Below are 17,902 nucleotides of genomic sequence, written 5' to 3'. Positions count from 1 at the left end.
GAATCGGTGAAGAGACCCGCGGGCAAATGGACCGATGCCGCGTCGGCCCAGGGGGCCAAGCTGATCGGCCAGTACGACAGCTCGGTTGCGTTTGGTCAGAGCCGCATTCTCCTGGTCTGGACCCGCATCATCATGCCGGACGGCAACTCGATCGTGCTGGAGCGCCAGCCCGGCGCCGATACCGGAGGTTATGCCGGGCTCGAGGATGAGGTCGACAACCATTGGGGCATGCTGTTCAAGGCCGCGGTCCTCTCGACCATGCTCAGCGTCGGAGCCGAGGCGGGTACGAGCCAGAACGAGAACAATCTCGTTCAAGCGATCCGCAGCGGCGCATCCAACAGCATCAGCCAGACCGGCCAGCAGATCGTGCAGCGCCAGCTCAACATCCAACCGACGCTGACTATCCGGCCAGGTTTCCCGGTGCGGGTTATCGTTACGCGGGATTTGGTATTGGCGCCGCACGGAAAGGGAGGAACGCCATGACGAAGCTCAAGCTTGGCCCGCTTGAAGACGACAAACCCGTCAAGCTCACGATCGAGTTGCCGGCGGCGGTCTTCAGGGATCTCAAAAGCTACGCAGACATCCTGACGCGTAGCGCAGGCTTAACGACGCCGACCGACCCCGCCAAACTGATCGGGCCGATGATCGAGCGCTTCATGGCGACCGACCGAGCCTTTGCGAAGGCACGGCGAAATAATGCTCAGTACGCACCTGGAGCAGCCGAGAGATCCGGGTAGCGCTCGCGAAGCAGGTCGAGAAACGGACGGAGGGATGGATTGCTGTTGGCCTGCCGCCAATAAGCGCGCAAGCTCAGTCGCGTCGGCCCCTCGGCATCATGCACCTCGCGGAAGGTGACTCCCGGATAGCCGCGCCCGTCGCACTTTCCAAGGCCGGCAGGGTACCCCCACCAATGCCGACCAAGCTGACAAGCCGGTCGACTACCACATCATGGCGAAGCAGCGGGCTAGGTCGGAACACCCCCAATTTGCTGGTGAGCAGCTTGGGAATTCCGGTCCCGGGCCGGCCGAGCGACTCGCCACAGCACACAACGCGCACGCCGCCCTGTGAGCATCGAAACTCGAAATGAGGAGCTTACTCAGGGTTTGGAATCGCCCGCAGCTGCTGACCTAGAGAACCAAAATGGCATCGAAGGCGCGCGGCATCCCACTTCAACGTATTGGCGGCCCGGTCGAGGGCGTGTTGGCCTCACGCCCGTCTGTCTTATGAGCTCGCGCGAGCGAAAGCACAGCGTTGATTCAGGCGTCTCATGCTGGGCTCGTCACTAATCTGGACGACAGGCAAATGTTGCTTCATTGATTCTCAATATTGGCCTCGCGTGTTCACACATTTTACGTCGAAAATCGTGCCCTTCGAAGAGCTCTTTGTACTGATCGCGCAGGAGATTGCCCAGTACATGGCGCCTCTCAAAATCCATGCAGCAGAGTGTGACGTCGCCGTTGGGCAGAAGAACATTGCGTTAGTGTCTTCCTTCGGCACATCTGAGAGCGCCGGCTGGGGGCGCTCGGGATTCAGCAATCCTGGGATCGACGCTTCCAGCCCTGCTGATCAGGGATCCCCTGCGAACCAGCGTCTCCGGAGGGATTAGCCTGACGAGATCCGGGTGGATCTCGGCGAAGGCTAGGAATTGGACCGAGGGAATGTCCGCGTCCACTAATTAAGGGAACAAATCGAAATAAGATTGCCGGAGAAAGCGGCTATTCATATGCTCGCGTCATCAAATACGTGGACCACAAACGCTTTAAACCGCAGCTCTTGCAAGCATCGTAGATCGCGCTCGTTCATTCCCACAAGCGTCGTATAGATCCGGATCTCATGGCCGCACGCGTGAGCCTGCTCGACCATCTTGGTACAATCCCGATTGAGCCAGGGTTCGGAATAGCCGGAAAAATGAATGGCGACAGTTGTCGGTACACGTGCTACGCTTGAAGTCTTCAACTCCAAGGTATTTTAAACGAGAGACTGCACTTTGACGCTCTGCAAACTTGTGCCGCGGACAATAAGAACATCCGACAATACAGCCTCTCGTGGTCGTTATTTCCAAACCCTGCCATCAGGGATGTGCGAATTGTTCGCGTTTGAGATTTCCATTTTCGTTTCTCTGCGGGGCGCCGTCGCAATCTTAAGTTCGGACACAAAGCGTGCTCCTGATCAATTCTGTTGCCGCTGCATATGAGGCGCAGGAGTGCAGGATTCGGGCCAATGCGATTCGCTAAATTGTTGACGATGTAAGCGGCGCGCAGGAGCGACGTACGAACCGGAATGGATTCATGTGCACTGTCCCAAAACCAGCAGACCCCTTGAGCAAGACGCAGCAGCAATGACAATGTGGGTTCGCGGATGCGAGAGTCGTCTCAAGCCGACCCGGTTGCCCTCGGTGGCATCAGCAGCATCGGCTGGTCGTTGCTGCCGGGCAACTTTGGGCCGAGCGGACGAACCCTTGCTGCTGGCGAAGGTCGCGATTGATAGTCGGCTGTCGAGGCATGCCCAACCGGGAACACCTCCAACTACAGCGTCCATCAGTCCCAGACGGCCAACAACCGCGTGAGTGCCGCTTCCAGTTCGACTTGGTAGCCTCGGCCTCTGCGAGACGCGCACGGGGCTCCTCAACTACGTGTTCTGGGGTGCGACCAACAAAGTCCGCGTTCCGGAGCTTCTTGGCGAGCTTGTTGGTCCCCGCGCCAAGGTTGGCGATCTCTTTGGTGAGCCGGGTGCGCTCGGTGGTCGGCTCTATGAATTCGGCAACCGGGAGCGCCAGCGTCGCGCCGGCGATTACATAGGAGACTGCTCCTGGGGGCACTGCGTTGACGAATCGTACGTCGGCGACGCGCAGCAGCTGCGCGATGAGCGGCGCGTTTACCGTCAGGCCGAGATCTATGCGCGCCAGGGGATCCGACTTGATCGGGCGACACTGGGCAACTGGTCCGGCCGCGCCTGCTTCCATCTCCAACCCGCAGCGGACCACATGCGCCGCCATCTGGAGAGGGCAGATCGTCTGTTCATGGACGAAACCACGGCACCGGTGCTCGATCCCGGGCGTGGCCAAACCAAAAAAGGCTACTTTTGGGCGATCGTCTCCGACCACCGCGGCCACAGCGGCCTTGACCGAAGTCGCTCGATCGCAGGGGCCGTGGACGCTCGTGCATTGCTGGAGCCATTTGCGGCGGCGCTTCGTCGCTTCGTCAAACTGGCCCGCAACAGCAAATCGCCGATCGCCGAGGCCGCCGTTCAGCACATCGCACAGCTCTACGCTATCGAAGCCATGGTGCGCGGCTCATCGCCGGACATCCGGTTGGCCGCGCGCAGGGAGCATTCGCTGCCCATGGTCGCAGCGTTAAAGCCTTGGTTCGAGAAGCAGCTGTCGATGATCTCCAGTGGTTCGACGCTCGCCGAGGACATCCGCTACGCGCTCAATCACTGGCAAGGGCTGACCCGCTTCCTCGAAGACCGGCGCCTCGAGCTTGACACGAACCCTGTCGAGAACGCCATCCGACCAATCTGCCTGACCAGAAAAAATGCTCTCTTCGCCGGGCATGAGGTCGGGGCTGAAAATTGGGCCTTGCTTGCCTCCATCGTTCGCCGCCTGCAAGCTCAACGACATCAACCCGGCCGCCTACATTGCCGAAACACTCGAGACAATCATCGACGGTCATCCCGATAGCCGCATCGAAGACCTCATGCCGTGGCGATTCCGCAAAACGTCAAGCCAACCCCGATAGGGTCCCGGCTGAGCGCTCACTTTTGGTCGAGGTGCGAAGCAGTTTACGAGATCCTCCTATGATTAGCCTTGCGGTCGTCTCGGCTCCCGGCAAAATAGTCAGCAGTCAAGCTTCTGCTTATCTGCGAGAATGCCGTCAGAACTTCGTCGATTTGATCTTGGCCTATTCCCGAGTAGACGGCTAAGCGCACGTACCGATCGCCATACGAGACGACAAGTACGCCCATTTCCGCCAAACGTTTGGTAAGGCTGGACGCGTTCATCTGCTTAGTTCGAAGTTTAAGCAAGACGATGTTGGTTTGGAGTGAATCAAGATCAATCGACAGCCAACTATGTTCGGAGGCGAGCATCGTACCCAAGTGTCGCGCATTCGCGTGATCGTCAACGATGCGCTGCCGCATAGTCTTCAATGCAATAAGAGCCGGTGCTGCAACGATCCCAGCAGGGCGCCAGTTTCCACCCAACATTCGTCGAACGCGGCTTGCATCCCGAATGAAAGCTTTGCTGCCACAGAGCATCGCTCCTAACGGAGCACCCAACGCTTTGTTTAGACTGACCGCAACGCTGTCTGCCCCCTTCGCAAGCGCCAGCGGCTCACATTTGGCATAGGCCGCCGCATTCCACAATCGCGCGCCGTCGAGATGGATGGCAATACCCCGGGCACGACATTCCTTCTCGATCTGCTGTTGCCAGCCCTCAGGCATGACCGTCCCACCCGCGCGATTATGCGTGTTTTCTAGTGAGACCATCGAAATTCGCATGGCTTCGCCCTCATTTTGGTCGAGCAACTGGGCTAGTTGCGCAGGCGACAAGTGTCCGTGAGTTCCAGTAACCCGAAGTACGGCGACATTTGAGATCCCCGCCGTCGAAGCAGCCTCGAACTCCGCGACGTGAGACTCCGCATCCGCGATGATGATGTCGCCGGGCCGGCAGTGGACCATGAGTGCCGCCTGATTTGCCATCGTGCAAGTCGGAAAAAACAGCGCGTCTTCTGTCCCAAGGGTCTGAGCTGTCAGCGCTTCCAACTCTGGCACATGCCGGTCCTCGCGGGCACCATAGCTCGATGGCGCGCGCGCGGTGGCGATCATTGCCTCGATCATCTCCGGCGTAGGACCGGCCAAGAGGTCGCTGCGTAAGTCAACCAACGGCATCAAATCCTCAATGGTTAGTGTTGGAGTACCTTGGAGAGAAAGTCTCGAGCACGGTCGCTAGCGTTCCCTGCGAAAAACTCGTTTTTAGCGACGTCATCGACAATCCGACCTGCATCCATGAATACGATGCGGTCTCCGACTCGGCGCGCAAATCCCAATTCGTGTGTCACGACGATCATTGTTGTCTTGCGCTCCGCGAGTGCCGTCATCACGTCAAGGACTTCGTTGATCATCTCGGGATCCAGCGCAGAGGTCGGCTCGTCGAACAGCATTACCGCCGGCCTGTTCGCGAGTGCTCGCGCGATGGCAACCCGTTGCTGCTGGCCACCGGACAGTTGGGCCGGGTATTTCTTCGCATGATCAAGCAACCCAACTTGGAGGAGCAGTTCGGCTGCACGTTGCTCTGCTTCCTCGCGCGACATCCGCAGCACGAGCCGCGGCGCCAGCGAGACATTGGTGATGACGTCCATATGTGGATAGAGATCAAATGCTTGGAAAACCATTCCGGTTGTGGTCCGCAGCTTTTGCAGATCGGCGCGCCGATCGCCGACGGAAATTCCGTCGACAACTATGCTTCCCTTCTGGAACTCCTCAAGCCCATTCACGCACTTGATAAGGGTGCTCTTGCCCGAGCCCGACGGACCACAAACGACGACAACTTGGCCTCGTTGAATTTGCGCCGTGCAAGAGTATAGAACCTGAGTTTTACCATACCACTTGCTGACGTCGTCGAATCTCACCATCACGTCAATTGCTTGCGCGGACTCGCGCTGGTTTACTACCAATGCCACGTTCGGCTCTCCACAAGGAGCGAAATAGAAAGGCAGATTGCGAGGTAAACACCGGCTGCAAATGTGTACATTTCGATCGGCCGAGCCTCACTTTGAGCGACAATGGAAGTTGATGTTAGGAAGTCATTTAACGCGACCACATATGCAACCGAAGTGTCCTGGAAGAGGATAATGCACTGCGTCAGAAAGATGGGCGCCATCTTTCTCACGCCTTGGGGCAGGACGATGTACTGAAAACTTTGACGCAGCGTCAGCCCAGTCGAAATGGCGGCTGCCAATTGCCCACGGGGCACGCTTTGAATGCCTGCCCGCATTGTTTCTGAAAAGTAAGCTGCCTCGAACAGGACGAACGCGATCAAGACGGAGAAAAACTGGCCCACCGGTCGACCGATAACCAGCGGCACCATGAAGTAGAACCAGAACACCACGAGCACTAGCGGCAAGGAGCGACAGAGGCTCACATACGCAAAAGCGACCAGCCGCAATGGCAATGGGCCAAAAAGCCGCGCCAGCACAATGAGGCTACCCAGGATCGCAGCCCCAATGATCGAGAGCAAGGTGAGCCAGAGCGTTGTCTTCATTCCCTCCCAAAGGAAGGCTGCATTCGGTCCGATGACCCCAAAATCCAAGGACAGCATCAGCTTCGCCCCTTTAGCATCCCGGGAAGACGCGCAGCCTTCTCGAGTGGCAAAACAAGCGACAGCGTAAACAAGCTGATTGCGAGGTAGAGGCCGGTAGCTGCAGCAAATGCTTCAAATCCGTGGAAAGTAGAACTTTCGATCTGATGACTGCGTGCGGTGATCTCCAGTACTCCAATCGCAAGTGCCAACGATGTATTCTTGAAGGTAGCCAGCAGCTCGGTCGTCAACGGCGGAATCAGGATACGCAAGCAGATGGGCATGACGATGTAGCGACGGATCTGATTGACGGTCAGTCCAGTGGCGAGAGCCGCGGAAACAAGCCCCTTTGGTACCGACTGAATGCCGGCACGTATCTGTTCGCCCACACGAGCAGCCATATAGAAGCTGAGGCACATAACAGCTATCGTGACCTCAGGCTCATACAGATCCCGCTTTAGCCAACGTCCGACGTCGGAGGGCAGGAGCTCTGGAAAGACGTAGAACCATAGGAACATCTGGATCAGCAATGGCACGTTCCGAAAGAGGGCCGTGTAGACCCAGCCTAGTGCGCGAATGGGTCTCGATGGAGCAGTGCGGGCCATACCGACTAAGACACCGATCGCAAGCGCTAGGACGAAGCTTACCGCCGCCATAACGACCGTGAGACGCAGGCCTTCCAGCAGCCATCCAAGGTAGGGTTGCCGGAAGAGAATACTCCAATTCCAATTGTAAGAGAGCATTCTGCTTGGCCGTTACTTAGCGAGTGCTTGCGCTTGGAAGACGGTCTCAAGCCTCTCGTTAAGTGGAATACCAAACTGGTCGAACCATTTGTGGTAGAGGTTCGTGATCTCACCTGAGCGAAATAGTTCGGCGAGCGTCTTATTGACGGTCAGCCGAAACTCAGAATCGTCGCGGCGCATCATTAGCCCGTAGGGCTCGAATGAGAGGGAGCGACCTACGACCTGTAGACGATCACGAGCTGGAGATCTTTGTCTCAGAGTGTAGAGAATCGCGTCGTCCGAACAAAACGCGTCGGCTCGATCGCTATCGACAGCTAGGAGTCCTTCCGAAAAATTCGAAATATTGAGGATTTTCACGTTCGGGAGCTTTAGCTTCTCGACCCAACCGTTGATCACGCCAACAGTGTTGGCGCCCTGAGCCAGTGCGACCACCTTATTTGCAAAGTCGTCAATTTCCTTGATGTCACTTCCTGTCTTCACCAGACAACGCGTCGATGACAAGAAGTGCATCATCGAAAAATCGACTTGCTCCTGCCTGGAAAGGGTGTTCGTCGTTGATCCGCATTCCAAATCAATTGTTCCATTCGCGAGAAGCGCCATACGCGTGCTCGAGTTGATTGGAACGAAACTAACTTGCAGGTCTGGTGCGCTGAGATCGCGCCTGATCGTATCCACCACACGCATGCAGATATCAATCGCATAGCCGGCGGGTTTTTTGCTCGCGTCGTAGGATGCGAAGGGGGGCGAGCTTTCAGGAAAGCCGATGACAAGGTGTCCCTTTTCTTTCACCTTTTTCAGCGTGCCGTACAGCTCCGCAGCATCGGCATGGACGGCACTTGATATAGACCATACCAAGAGGCCGGCCACGGCCGACCATCGAGCTGTCGATCGCCGATGTGATGCTTTCATTAAACCCCTCCCTTTTTTATCCATCTGCCTAATATTGAACCGCGGGTTCGCTTGGAAAGGGATATTTGCTCAACAGGTCGTGATCAAGAATAGATTACTAATTCTGGTCCCGCCGATAATTGGCGTTCCATCCGGGGTCATCGGTCGTAGCCCTGACCAGAAGGACGCCTTTTTGGGATCTCCACCGGGAAACAGATCCATCACGGAATACTCCAGCGTTAGCCGGCGTGCCTCGACGAGGTCATTGGTGTAACCCGAGATTTCGGCCATTCCGCCGACACGAATGCGATCCCCGAGGCGGGTAATCGCAATCTTGTATGTCTCGTCCATGACCGTCGATTCGGGAGCGCGCGAAGTGTCGGTAATGGGAATCGTCAGCGAGTATCCCTTGACAGGATAGACTGGCAACTTGATTCCTATTTTCTTGAGGAGAAGCGGCGAATAACTTCCCAGTGCGACAACGACCGCGTCCGAACGAATAGCCCCGCGATCGGTGATCACACCACGCACTCGGCCGGCTTCGATGTCCAGTCCATTGATGCAATGTCCGTAACGGAAATCCGTGCCCAATGCAGCGGATTTCTGCTCCAGTGCATTGGTGAACTTGAAGCAATCGCCGGTCTCGTCCTTCGGAGTCAAAAGTCCTCCGACTATTCGATCGCGAACATGGCGCAATGCGGGTTCGACCCGAACGCAACCGTCTCGATCGAGCACCTCAAATGGAACGCCATCTGCTGCAAGAGCCTTCACGTCCTTTGCTGATGCATCGAGCTGCTGTTGTGTTCGAAACAGCTGCAGGGTTCCCTGCATGCGCTCGTCATAGTGAAGCGAGGCTTCCGCCCTTACCTCGGCAAGCGCCTTGCGGCTGTAGTCCGCCAGACGGAGCATCCGTCCCTTGTTGCGGGCATACCGGCTGGCTGTGCAGTTGGACAGCATGCGGACAAGCCAAGATAGCATCGCGGCATCAAGCTTCGGGCGAAGGATCAATGGCGCATGCCGCATGAGCATCCACCTGACGGCCTTCATAGGGATTCCAGGGGCAGCCCAAGGCGAACAATAGCCAAAGGAGACCTCCCCGGCGTTCGCATAACTGGTCTCCAGTGCTGGACCCGACTGCCTATCGACAACGACGACTTCGTGCCCGAGCTTTGCAAGTTGATATGCGGTTGCGACGCCGATAACGCCCGCGCCTAAAATCGTGACTTTCATCGTTTCGGTCCAATGTTCTGTTTAAACGATAGCGACGGGAGGCATTTGCCGCGATCGCGTCAGCGATATTCTCTGCGGAAGCGAGAACCGAGGCCTGTGAGAATTTCGTAGGCGATCGTGCCCGCGTCAGCTGCCAGCGCCTAGATTGTCTGATGAGGACCGATCACTTCGACGAGGCTTCCGAGACCGAGTGCATCATCAGGCAGACCGGAGATGTCGACTGTCATGCTGTCCATCGAGACGCGACCCAGGATGGGCAGACGTTGACCGCGGTAGTAGACGGCCCCGCGACCGCTCAGACTCCGTGGGAGACCGTCAGCATAGCCGGCGCAAAGAGTGGCAAGCCGGGTGCTGCCGGTGGTAACGTGCGTTCCACTGTAGCCGACCAGCGTGCCGCACGGTCCGTGCGGGTCTGCGCAACTGCAATCGAGAGGCTCACGACTGGCTCCATCGGATTTGCGACACTTGCCTGCGCCGCGCCGCCATAGAGCGCGATCCCCGAACGGACAAGAGCACTGTGATAGTCCTTGCCCATCAGTACGCCAGCCGAGTTGGCAAAGCAGAATGGTACCGGGGCAAATTCCTGTGTCACCATCAGCATTTCTGCAAGCTGCGCAGCATTCTGCCCCTTGGTGGGCTCATCTGCAGAGGCGAGATGGCTCATCACGTAGAGAATCTCGAGTTCCGGTGATTGCGCTATTTCCATGCGCACCACAGCGCGCTCGGCGGGCGCAAATCCGAGCCGTGACATGCCGGTATCGAATTGTAGAATAGCAGGCAGACGCCTACCTTCGACGCGCCCGAGCGCGCCACCGCTGAAGCTGGCATAAGGCGTTGATGACGGGAATGATGTGGGCTGAAGCGCAAGCGGGCTCCGCGACGGGCAGCAGGCCATTCAGCACAAAGAGCTGAGCGTCGTTTGGAAGATGAGGCCGCAGCGCAATGGCTTCCTCCGCTTGCGCCACAAAAAAGTGTCTGCAGCCTGCATCGAGCAATGACCTCGCCACCTGGATGGCACCCAGACCATAGGCGTCGGCGTTGACGACTGCCGCAACGCTGGCCGGGTTCGCCAAAGCTGCGATACGCTCAAAATTCCGGCGCAGTGCGGTCAAGTCGACGGTCATGTAGCCGCGAAAGCCCTGTGCTTCCCCATCTACAAGCGGCTGCGGAGCAGTTCGGTCGAATTTGTTTTCGCTTTGCATGACGAAAGGCGTAGCGCAATAATCGAGCAAATGCCGCGCATTCGTTGCTTGATTATTCCGCTAGTGCTTTGGCGCGGTAAAGCTGCTACTTTTGCAGGTCCCAAGGGACGAGACACGGTCCGCCTGTTGCATTCCGGGTAGCTGCACCAGGCGCACGCATCGACGGCCTTCTTGAACCGAGCAGCGCTGCGGTCCCGAAAAGCCGTTACAAAGCACAGATGCTCTGTCGGAAAGCCTGTCGCGGCAGCAAGAGCTTGGAGCGCTTCTTTGCGGCGCTCGTTAAGGATGGGCCGGAGCCAGGTCCACAAAGACCGCGTCGGGAAGAGCCTTGTCGGTCTTAATGTCGATCCCGATCGTTGTCGCGAGATGATCGTCCATCTCGATGACCTTGTTGCCGCTTTCGGTGACGAACAGAACAGCGGGATTCACCAGGAACTTCGGAGCAAACTCCTCGATGACCGCCTTGGTGATGTCGGAGCTGGGGCCGGGCTTCATCCGCCGCGTTTCGCCGTTGGGGAAGGTGACCAGCAGTCGGTCGTCGGCGGCGGAAGCGCCTTTGCGGACGAGCGTGATGTGCGCCATATCGCGGACATCAAACCTAACTTGATATTGCCACTGCGAGGTCACGAGGCCCTACCGCTTCGCCATGCACTGGCTCATTCTATGCCAGTTCGCTCTGGTTAGAAAACGAGACATCGCCAACTTCTGCCACCACAAAGCCCACCAGACTTTATGTGGCGAACTTTAGAATTCACCTGATTAGTATGTTCATGAGCAACTACGCGGCGGGCAACACGGTAAGTTCATCCTGCCCTACAGCCACGATCTTATCGACCGAGAACCCGTTGAATCTCGCCATTTGCGTATAGGCGCCCACATTCTGGAATTCAATCCAATCGCCTTCGTGCAAATCGCGTGGCAGTGAATACGAGAATCCAAGCCTGTCCGTGCCGTCGCAAGTTGGGCCGAAGATGATGAAGTCCTGCCACTCCTCAGTCTGGATCAGCCGTCCCCCACGCCAAGCACGGGCGGGGAGCAGAAAATATTGCCGGGCAGGTGAGAGCCCGCTGTAGATGCCCGCGCCGCAGTAGAGCGCCCCGTCTTTTCTTAAGATCACCCGGCAAAACAAAGAGATGCTATCATGAACCAGTGCTCGTCCGGGCTCACACAAGAGTTCAACACGCTTCAGTGCATCCGTTTCGCGCACAAGTTTCGTGATGTCGGAGAGCATGCTCAAGGGAGAGTTATAGGGGACGTTCAGATAATGGCCGGGAAAGCCGCCACCAATATCGAGCGCTGTGGGAGCCGGAGAAACAGCTTCAATAATGTCGACGGCCGCCCGAATGCCATGCAGGTACGGATCGACAACGATCGTTTGGGAACCTGGGTGAAAGGCCAAGCCCGTGGTCCAGCGCGATTGCGCGTTGACGAGACCCAGCAGACGGCTCGCTTCGGCGGGCGAGACACCAAACTTGCCGTTTAAGTCTAAGATGGCGCACGTCCCGCTACACTTGAACCGGACGTAGATTCGTATTTCCGGATCATGCGACGGCAGCACCTCAAGGAGCTTCCGCAGCTCGGCTTCGCAATCGATGACATAGTCGCGAACCCCCAGATCTCGGAACGTCCGTTCGATATCGCGACGAGATTTCACGGGATTCATGAACCATGAACAGGCCCGGGGAACAGTCGAATGGACAAGGCGGGCTTCGGCCAGCGACGCCACGTCGAATCCGGCCACTCCAGCGCGAGAGACCGCGTGAAGAATTTTGGGCAACGGATTCGCCTTCACCGCATACAGCACGCGTCCTGAGAAATGCTCGGTGAATTCGCGCGTGACGGATGCAAGACGCCCCTCATCGAACGTATAGAAGGCATCAACTTCCGCACTTTCCAATGATCTTACCAAGCTCATATTGCACCATTCCTCGCGCGCCAGAAGGGGAGTAGCCAGCGCCGTTGTTGCCGGCTGCGAGAGCAACGACCATGCCAGCGCTCCCCACGCGTTGAACCGCCTGATTACGCTTTGAAACAGCTCGCCATGCGCCACGGCGCGCGATGTCTTCTTTCGTACACGGCTGTGAAAAGCCAGACAAAGATCGAGGGGCCGCGCTGGGTCCCCGCAAACTTCAACGGGTTACCTCGCTCAGCGTCGATCCTCCGCAGCTTCTCGTCAACATCAACAGGCAAGCCTCCTCGTTTTCTCTAATTGCGCGCCACAGGACCTTTGGAGCGAATATCCTTGGCGCGAATCAACGCGACATTGCCGAACGCTTCAGTAATGGCCGATTCAAAGGCAAAGAGCGTTTCGACGGTTTCTCCTGGACGAGAGGTGCCAGTGGCGTGCCCTTGCTTGGCGAGGCATTGGCTGCACTCGAATGCGAAGTCGACGAGATCATCGAACGGTATTCGCACGGGATCGTCGTCGGACGCCTCGTCGACGTCGGACTGTCCCAGCGGCTGTCTGGCCTCGCATATTAAAACTCCGAGTATGTCGAGATCGGCTCTCGCCCGATTTCAACCTGATCGCTGCCGCAGGCTCTCCTGTTTGCTCCATGGCGGACCAGCAGGATTTAGATGGTGAAGCGCGCTGCGCACGCCTCGTGCGCCTGGGCTAGGGCCATACGCGTATTTTGGCCGCAACGCTCATTCTTGGATTATGGCTAGTCGTGCAAGTTGAAGCCCGCAAGCAGTTGTCGATCCAGAATCGCGATTTCGCGTTGAGTATTGCCGATGAACTCAAGGATGCCCGCCTTGCCTTTCGGACGCTCGTCCAATTTGTCCAGAGGCCGGCGAAGGCCAGAAGGCGGGCGGTCCTCTTCGCGTGCGATAGCGCACAGCACGGTGCTGATGATCTCTTTCGCAGAACGCGTGATACGCACGCGACTTGGGTACGGCGGCACAGTGTCGCACCCTGGCAGCGACGCCAAGAGCGCTAGGTCCACTGGCGGGTACACTGGAACGCCTTCAATCAAAAATTGACGTACTTTCAGCTGGATAGGCGAGGGTTCGATTCCGCCCCTGTGCTCCGCATCGGTACTCTGCTCCTTGCGGCGACGGGCCGCTTGGAGTCCTCCCTTCACATCGGAGCGACAGGTTCCTGTGTTCCTTGTCAAAGCCTGATCCGAGGTCACGCCGCCTTCATGCCGGACGCCGGTTGGGCAGTCAGCAGGCTCCCCCCCAACCCTTGCTCGCGGGATAGACATCCTGATCCCGGTTTCGACGTCGATAGAACATGTTACGACACGTCATCAGCGGTTTACTTACGTTCGTCTCCTCGGACCTCACCTGACGGAGTTTCCTCCGCCTATTCTTCCAACGCTCACCACCAGGGCTCTTTACCCTCGCAGCTCGGACTGGTTTGAAGTCTTCCCCTGCAGGCCGACCTCGGAGGGCCCTCCTCCATCTCTGACAAAGCTTCGTCAGGCTTCATGCCGAAGCCTGACTTCCACAGCACACGATGTCCTCATTGCTTGAGCGACCGCCACAGCCGCTCGATGAAGACGTTGTCCATCCAACGACCGCGGCCATCCATGGAGATCTTGATCCCTGCGCCGGCCAACGCGCCGGGTGAAGGCGCACTGGTGAACTGACTGCCCTGGTCGGAGATCGAGAAGCTGCACGCCAAGATCGGACAACTGACAGTCGAGCGCGATTTTTTAGCACGGAGGTCCGGAAGATGAGCACGCCGGACCGTCGAGGAATGCTCGATCGCGCCGACCCAGGCGCTGTCGATCCGCCGGCAATGCATGTTGCTTGGCATCGCGCACTCTGGGGTCTACCGGCCGCCACGGCCGGCCAACGACAACGGCCTTGCCATGATGCAGCGGATCGACGAGCTGTTCACCGCCTGGCCGTTCCTGGGCTCGCGGCGAATGACCACTATGCTGAAGGCTGAGGGGCTTCAGGTCAATCGCAAACGCGTGCAGCGCCTGATGCGCAAGATGGGCATCGCGGCGCTGGGACCGAAGCCGAACACGACGAAGCCGGCGCCGGGACCGGCCAAACCAGGTGTGGGCGGCCGACATCACGTATTTGCCCATCGGCCGTGGCTTTCTTTCTCTATCTCGTCGCCGTCATCGACTGGGCGAGCCGTGCGGTTCTGGCGTGGCGGTTGTCGAACACGATGGACGTCTCGTTCTGCGTGGCGGCTCTGGAAGAGGCGCTGGCGACGTACGGCACGCCGGAGATTTTCAACACGATCGTCATGTTGCGCAGCAGATAGGGATAGATCTTGTGGCCTCGCGTTCGCGCACGTCCTCGCTCTCCCGCCGGACACCCGCGTCAAAAGCTCGGGCCGCCTGGTCCAGCAGTTGCTTCTTCCAGGCATAGATCTGGTCCGCGTGAACCTCATGGCGCTGGCCAGATCGGCCACCGTCGCCTACTCCCGCACGGCTTCCAGCGCGATCTTTGCCTTCAACGCCGCGTCGATCTTCCGTCGTGTCTTTTCGTCATCATGCCCTCCGTCTATCAAACGGAGCGGCCCTTTTCCAACTAAGCCTCCGGTCCTAAAATCGGGGTCCATTTCAATCATGGTTGCGGGAACACGTTCCAACGGCACCAGAGGTGATCTCTTCACTGACGGTCCGTGTCGTTGTGATGAGCCGTGTCCGGTTGAAGACGTGCATGTAGGACGTCCGACAGTAAGGCTGGCGCGTAGCCCGCCGCCTCAGTGCGAAGCACGAGGTTTTTGCCATTCTTTAAGCAACACTCGCACCACCCCTTTTGCGGCACACTGATTGCTAGGGACGCGGGGCAGAGCCGTTGGTTGCTGCGGATTTTGGAGGGCGGCAGCGACGCCCGCCAAGTCCGGATGTAATGTAGGTTTTGCGATGAGCCGGATGAGGCGGTCCGACAGTCGACCTTCTGCCCCGCGCGGTCTCGAAAGACCGCGCTGGTCGGCTGCCTTCATTTCACTGGTTAGTACATGTGCTCTTTACTTATGCTGGAGTCGCCGGAATTCCGAGAAGCCCTAAGGCTACGAGAAGAGCTCAAAGCGAAGCTCCTTCGCGCTCAATTGGATGTGGCCAGGTATAAGGCTGAGTTGTCGGAACTCGAGCAAAGGATGGTGAGGGATCTTGATCTTAGAACGGAACTGATCTGTTGGTAGCAGCGTCGTTCGCGATGGGTCGCTTCGCTGTTCAAATTCTGCGAGTGAGAGCGAGGATGTTATGCCCAAGACCACCGCTGGTAAGGCCAAACAGGGTGCCGTTATAGATGGCAACCGAACAAGCGGGAGTTCGCTGTCACAATTTCGCGGGATCGATCATATTGCGATTGCTGTGCTCGACCTTGAAGCCTCTATTGAGTTTTTTCGGGACGTGCTGGGCTTTGAATTGAAATGCCGGTTTCACATCAAGGGTCGAGCGACCGGCATGCTATCTGCCGAGCTTGAGACCCGAGGAATCAGGTTTGTTCTGTGCCAAGGCACTGAACCGACGTCTCAGGTCTCAGAGCTCGTGCGCCATCACGGCGTTGGAGTTGCTCATATCGCTCTTGAGGTCGATGACGTCGATGCTGCTGTAGAGGCTCTAAAATCTCGTGGCTTGGGATTCGATACGAGTGTGATTCGAGGTCCTGGATTGACGCAGGCCTTCTCAAGTCGGTCCATTGAAACGGGGCTTAGCTTCGAAATCATTCATCGAGGCGGAGAGACTGGCTTTCTCGAATCGAATGTCCAGCAGCTTTTCGACCAACTTGAGCAGTCTGGAAAATATTGAGCAATAGGACGTGTACACCTCGATGAGTCATGTCGGACACCGGTGTGATTTTATCCTTCCACGCTTTTCCAAGACTCCAGGATGAATGTCAGGTCGCAAAAATCAGTAATGAACTTCCTGAACGAAGTCTCCAGTCTGTTTCCGTCAGCTGTCTCGCTAGCGTCAGGCAGACCGAGTGACCGGTTCTTCGATAGGCTCAATCCCCAGGTTTTGTTGAACGCGGTGAACGTGTATCAAAACGATTCAGTTGGTGGTCACGGGGGCGCCCACGGATGGGCTCACTTGCTGCAGTATGGACGAACGGCCGGCATCATCAACGAGCTCGTTGCGCAACAGGTGCAATGCGATGAGGGGGTTCCGGCGAGCGCGGACCGCGTACTGATCACCTCAGGATGCCAGGAAGCAGTCGCCCTCTGCCTGCCGGCGCTCTGTCCGGAGCCGTCGGATGTGCTGCTGGTCTGCAATCCCACCTATATCGGTGCGATCGGTGCAGCCAAGGCTACAGGAGTCGCTGCCGCGGCGTTGTCCAATTCAGAACCTTGCCTTGCTGACGCGATCGAGCTCGCCGTGCTGCAATTGCGCCAGAAAAGTCAACAGGCCCGGGCAATATATCTTATCCCCGATTTTGACAATCCGACCGGACGTGTTCTCGATGCAGACGAGCGACGCAACATCCTCCAAGTGTGCGCCAGACACCGGCTCGTCGTTTTAGAGGACAACGCATATGGGCTGTTTCGGTATGACGGCGATCCGGTACCCCCGATGGCCGCTTTGGATGAGGTCGGAAGTGTTATTTACCTTTCCACATTCTCGAAGACAATAAGCCCAGCTCTTCGCGTCGGAGCTGCAAGCCTGCCCGACACGATGTTTGGAGACGCTGCTGCTCGTCGGTCGCTTTGGGAAGATCTGGTCCAGCGCAAGAGCTTCGTTACCGTCAATACGAGCCAAATTGCCCAAGCGATCGTCGCGGGGCTCTTGATTCAAAACGGAGGACGTTTAGGCGATTGGATACGACCGGCTCTGGATTGGTACCGTGAAAATCGCGACATTATGTTGTGTGAGCTGGACAGTGTATTTTCGCCTTTCTCTGATCAAATTCGATGGAGCCGTCCCTCCGGTGGCTTCTTTCTAACTCTTGATCTTCCTTTCAGATTTGGCGCGGACTGCGCAGACGAGTGTGCAAGGCGTGACCATGTCATCGTTACGCCGTTGAGCTTCTTCGCGTTGGATAACTCTCAAGACTGCAGGATACGATTAGCTTTTAGCGCGGTTACTCCCGAGCAAATCCGAACCAGTGTGACAGGTTTGGGTCACTATGTAGCGCGGCGCCTGGAGCAGAAATTGCTGAGGCTGCGCGACGGAGGGGCCCGGGGGTGAAGATAGTCGATCGCTTTCCTTTGGTGGACGCCAGCCGCGCACCTATGGCGGTATTCAGACGCAGCACCAGACGCTCGATCGGGTTACGCGCCACAGTACGTAAATAGTCAATTGGCGCGAGATCCTGAGTCCCGGGGGGATTGTTCTGAAGTGATCGACCGCGTGACCGTTGAAGACAAGTTTGCCTCGTTCGCGGCTCGCGGATTGCTTGTTATGGCCACGGCGCACGTTAGGAGGGATCTGTGCCAGTCTCATCGAGTTGCGAAATAGGCGATTGTGATAGACAGCAATCTGCAGCCCCATCAACCTCGTCTAGCGTCTTTGTTGGCAGTGGGACGCTAGCTATCAGTAAGCGCGAAGCCGATACCCTTGCTTCAGAATTCGAATGAACGTGCGAAAGAAGCCTCCGGCTTGGACGGAGGTTTCGGATGGGATTGGACAGCAAAA

General features: G+C 57.5%; 16 protein-coding genes and 4 pseudogenes. 8 read left to right on the top strand and 12 right to left on the bottom strand.

The genetic code is table 11. From position 1 onward, the window contains the following. Positions 1-48 precede the first annotated feature (48 nt). Positions 49-483 (top strand): annotated as a pseudogene (locus IVB36_RS14335) (TrbI/VirB10 family protein); the annotation flags it as partial. After that, positions 480-737, top strand: a complete 258-nt coding sequence (locus tag IVB36_RS14330) for a DUF2274 domain-containing protein (RefSeq protein WP_247391963.1) — start codon at positions 480-482, stop codon at positions 735-737. The pseudogene IVB36_RS14335 and the gene IVB36_RS14330, both read left to right, overlap by 4 nt. Before the next feature lie 545 nt (positions 738-1,282). Here IVB36_RS14330 and IVB36_RS14325 read toward each other — a convergent pair. Continuing rightward, positions 1,283-1,435 (bottom strand): hypothetical protein, encoded by a 153-nt coding sequence (locus IVB36_RS14325; RefSeq protein WP_247391962.1) that lies wholly within the window; start codon positions 1,433-1,435, stop codon positions 1,283-1,285. A 1,131-nt stretch (positions 1,436-2,566) separates the two neighbouring features. On the opposite strand from IVB36_RS14325, the gene IVB36_RS40425 reads away from it, so the two are divergent. After that, positions 2,567-3,679: an IS66 family transposase gene (locus tag IVB36_RS40425; RefSeq protein ID WP_247391960.1), complete on the top strand. Its 1,113-nt coding sequence runs from the start codon at positions 2,567-2,569 to the stop codon at positions 3,677-3,679. Continuing rightward, positions 3,636-3,737 (top strand): hypothetical protein, encoded by a 102-nt coding sequence (locus IVB36_RS40420; RefSeq protein WP_247391986.1) that lies wholly within the window; start codon positions 3,636-3,638, stop codon positions 3,735-3,737. The genes IVB36_RS40425 and IVB36_RS40420 overlap by 44 nt, the downstream gene beginning before the upstream one ends. Positions 3,738-3,780: 43 nt before the next feature. Here IVB36_RS40420 and IVB36_RS14310 read toward each other — a convergent pair whose 3' ends face one another. The 9 genes and pseudogenes from IVB36_RS14310 to IVB36_RS14270 all read right to left on the bottom strand — a co-directional run bounded on the left by IVB36_RS14310 (position 3,781) and on the right by IVB36_RS14270 (position 12,408). Continuing rightward, positions 3,781-4,887, bottom strand: coding sequence for a GntG family PLP-dependent aldolase (locus IVB36_RS14310; protein WP_247391958.1), 1,107 nt, complete (start codon positions 4,885-4,887; stop codon positions 3,781-3,783). 14 nt (positions 4,888-4,901) lie between these two features. Beyond that, on the bottom strand, positions 4,902-5,630 hold the full coding sequence (locus IVB36_RS14305; RefSeq protein WP_247391984.1) for an amino acid ABC transporter ATP-binding protein: 729 nt from the start codon (positions 5,628-5,630) through the stop codon (positions 4,902-4,904). A gap of 35 nt (positions 5,631-5,665) precedes the next feature. Further along, entirely contained in the window at positions 5,666-6,319 is a 654-nt protein-coding gene (locus tag IVB36_RS14300; protein ID WP_247391982.1) for an amino acid ABC transporter permease, read from the bottom strand. Continuing rightward, positions 6,316-7,038 carry an amino acid ABC transporter permease gene (locus IVB36_RS14295; protein WP_256467252.1) on the bottom strand — a complete coding sequence of 241 codons (723 nt, stop codon included), beginning with the start codon at positions 7,036-7,038 and terminating at the stop codon, positions 6,316-6,318. The genes IVB36_RS14300 and IVB36_RS14295 overlap by 4 nt, the downstream gene beginning before the upstream one ends. Positions 7,039-7,050: 12 nt before the next feature. Beyond that, positions 7,051-7,905, bottom strand: a complete 855-nt coding sequence (locus IVB36_RS14290) for an amino acid ABC transporter substrate-binding protein (RefSeq protein WP_247391955.1) — start codon at positions 7,903-7,905, stop codon at positions 7,051-7,053. 120 nt (positions 7,906-8,025) lie between these two features. Then, positions 8,026-9,156: pseudogene (locus IVB36_RS14285) on the bottom strand (D-amino acid dehydrogenase); the annotation flags it as partial. Positions 9,157-9,215: 59 nt separating this feature from the next. Further along, a pseudogene (alr, locus tag IVB36_RS14280) lies at positions 9,216-10,280 on the bottom strand (alanine racemase). Between the two features lie 357 nt (positions 10,281-10,637). Continuing rightward, entirely contained in the window at positions 10,638-10,940 is a 303-nt protein-coding gene (locus IVB36_RS14275) for a BsuBI/PstI family type II restriction endonuclease (protein WP_247391952.1), read from the bottom strand. Between the two features lie 196 nt (positions 10,941-11,136). Continuing rightward, positions 11,137-12,408 (bottom strand): alanine racemase, encoded by a 1,272-nt coding sequence (locus IVB36_RS14270; RefSeq protein WP_247391950.1) that lies wholly within the window; start codon positions 12,406-12,408, stop codon positions 11,137-11,139. Positions 12,409-12,416: 8 nt separating this feature from the next. Between IVB36_RS14270 and IVB36_RS14265 the strand changes: the two genes are divergently transcribed. Further along, positions 12,417-12,839 carry a flavin reductase family protein gene (locus tag IVB36_RS14265; protein ID WP_247391948.1) on the top strand — a complete coding sequence of 141 codons (423 nt, stop codon included), beginning with the start codon at positions 12,417-12,419 and terminating at the stop codon, positions 12,837-12,839. Between the two features lie 182 nt (positions 12,840-13,021). Here IVB36_RS14265 and IVB36_RS14260 read toward each other — a convergent pair whose 3' ends face one another. After that, the gene (locus IVB36_RS14260) at positions 13,022-13,492 is read right to left on the bottom strand and encodes a hypothetical protein (RefSeq protein WP_247391946.1); all 471 of its coding nucleotides are present in this window, start codon (positions 13,490-13,492) and stop codon (positions 13,022-13,024) included. Between the two features lie 338 nt (positions 13,493-13,830). Next, a pseudogene (locus IVB36_RS14255) lies at positions 13,831-13,974 on the bottom strand (IS3 family transposase); the annotation flags it as partial. A gap of 432 nt (positions 13,975-14,406) precedes the next feature. Between IVB36_RS14255 and IVB36_RS14250 the strand changes: the two are divergent. From IVB36_RS14250 to IVB36_RS14240, 3 genes are all read left to right on the top strand, one after another. Continuing rightward, on the top strand, positions 14,407-14,583 hold the full coding sequence (locus tag IVB36_RS14250) for a DDE-type integrase/transposase/recombinase (RefSeq protein WP_247391944.1): 177 nt from the start codon (positions 14,407-14,409) through the stop codon (positions 14,581-14,583). Between the two features lie 946 nt (positions 14,584-15,529). Beyond that, complete coding sequence (locus IVB36_RS14245) at positions 15,530-16,078, top strand: VOC family protein (protein ID WP_247391935.1); 549 nt, start codon at positions 15,530-15,532, stop codon at positions 16,076-16,078. A 108-nt stretch (positions 16,079-16,186) separates the two neighbouring features. Further along, positions 16,187-17,455: a PLP-dependent aminotransferase family protein gene (locus IVB36_RS14240; RefSeq protein WP_247391932.1), complete on the top strand. Its 1,269-nt coding sequence runs from the start codon at positions 16,187-16,189 to the stop codon at positions 17,453-17,455. The last annotated feature ends 447 nt before the right edge of the window (positions 17,456-17,902 follow it).

Source organism: Bradyrhizobium sp. 35, assembly GCF_023073215.1.
GTDB lineage: Bacteria > Pseudomonadota > Alphaproteobacteria > Rhizobiales > Xanthobacteraceae > Bradyrhizobium > Bradyrhizobium canariense_D.
Note: the sequence above shows the minus strand (reverse complement) of the source record. Positions and strands in the feature narration are given on the sequence as shown.

What these genes read in the sequence shown, in the direction of transcription:
- IVB36_RS14330 (WP_247391963.1), top strand. Translation starts at nt 480, where the DNA reads ATGACGAAGCTCAAGCTTGGCCCGCTTGAAGACGACAAACCCGTCAAG.
- IVB36_RS14325 (WP_247391962.1), bottom strand. Translation starts at nt 1,435, where the DNA reads ATGGATTTTGAGAGGCGCCATGTACTGGGCAATCTCCTGCGCGATCAG.
- IVB36_RS14310 (WP_247391958.1), bottom strand. Translation starts at nt 4,887, where the DNA reads ATGCCGTTGGTTGACTTACGCAGCGACCTCTTGGCCGGTCCTACGCCG.
- IVB36_RS14305 (WP_247391984.1), bottom strand. Translation starts at nt 5,630, where the DNA reads ATGGTGAGATTCGACGACGTCAGCAAGTGGTATGGTAAAACTCAGGTT.
- IVB36_RS14295 (WP_256467252.1), bottom strand. Translation starts at nt 7,038, where the DNA reads ATGCTCTCTTACAATTGGAATTGGAGTATTCTCTTCCGGCAACCCTAC.
- IVB36_RS14275 (WP_247391952.1), bottom strand. Translation starts at nt 10,940, where the DNA reads ATGGCGCACATCACGCTCGTCCGCAAAGGCGCTTCCGCCGCCGACGAC.
- IVB36_RS14265 (WP_247391948.1), top strand. Translation starts at nt 12,417, where the DNA reads ATGTCTTCTTTCGTACACGGCTGTGAAAAGCCAGACAAAGATCGAGGG.
- IVB36_RS14245 (WP_247391935.1), top strand. Translation starts at nt 15,530, where the DNA reads ATGCCCAAGACCACCGCTGGTAAGGCCAAACAGGGTGCCGTTATAGAT.
- IVB36_RS14240 (WP_247391932.1), top strand. Translation starts at nt 16,187, where the DNA reads ATGAACTTCCTGAACGAAGTCTCCAGTCTGTTTCCGTCAGCTGTCTCG.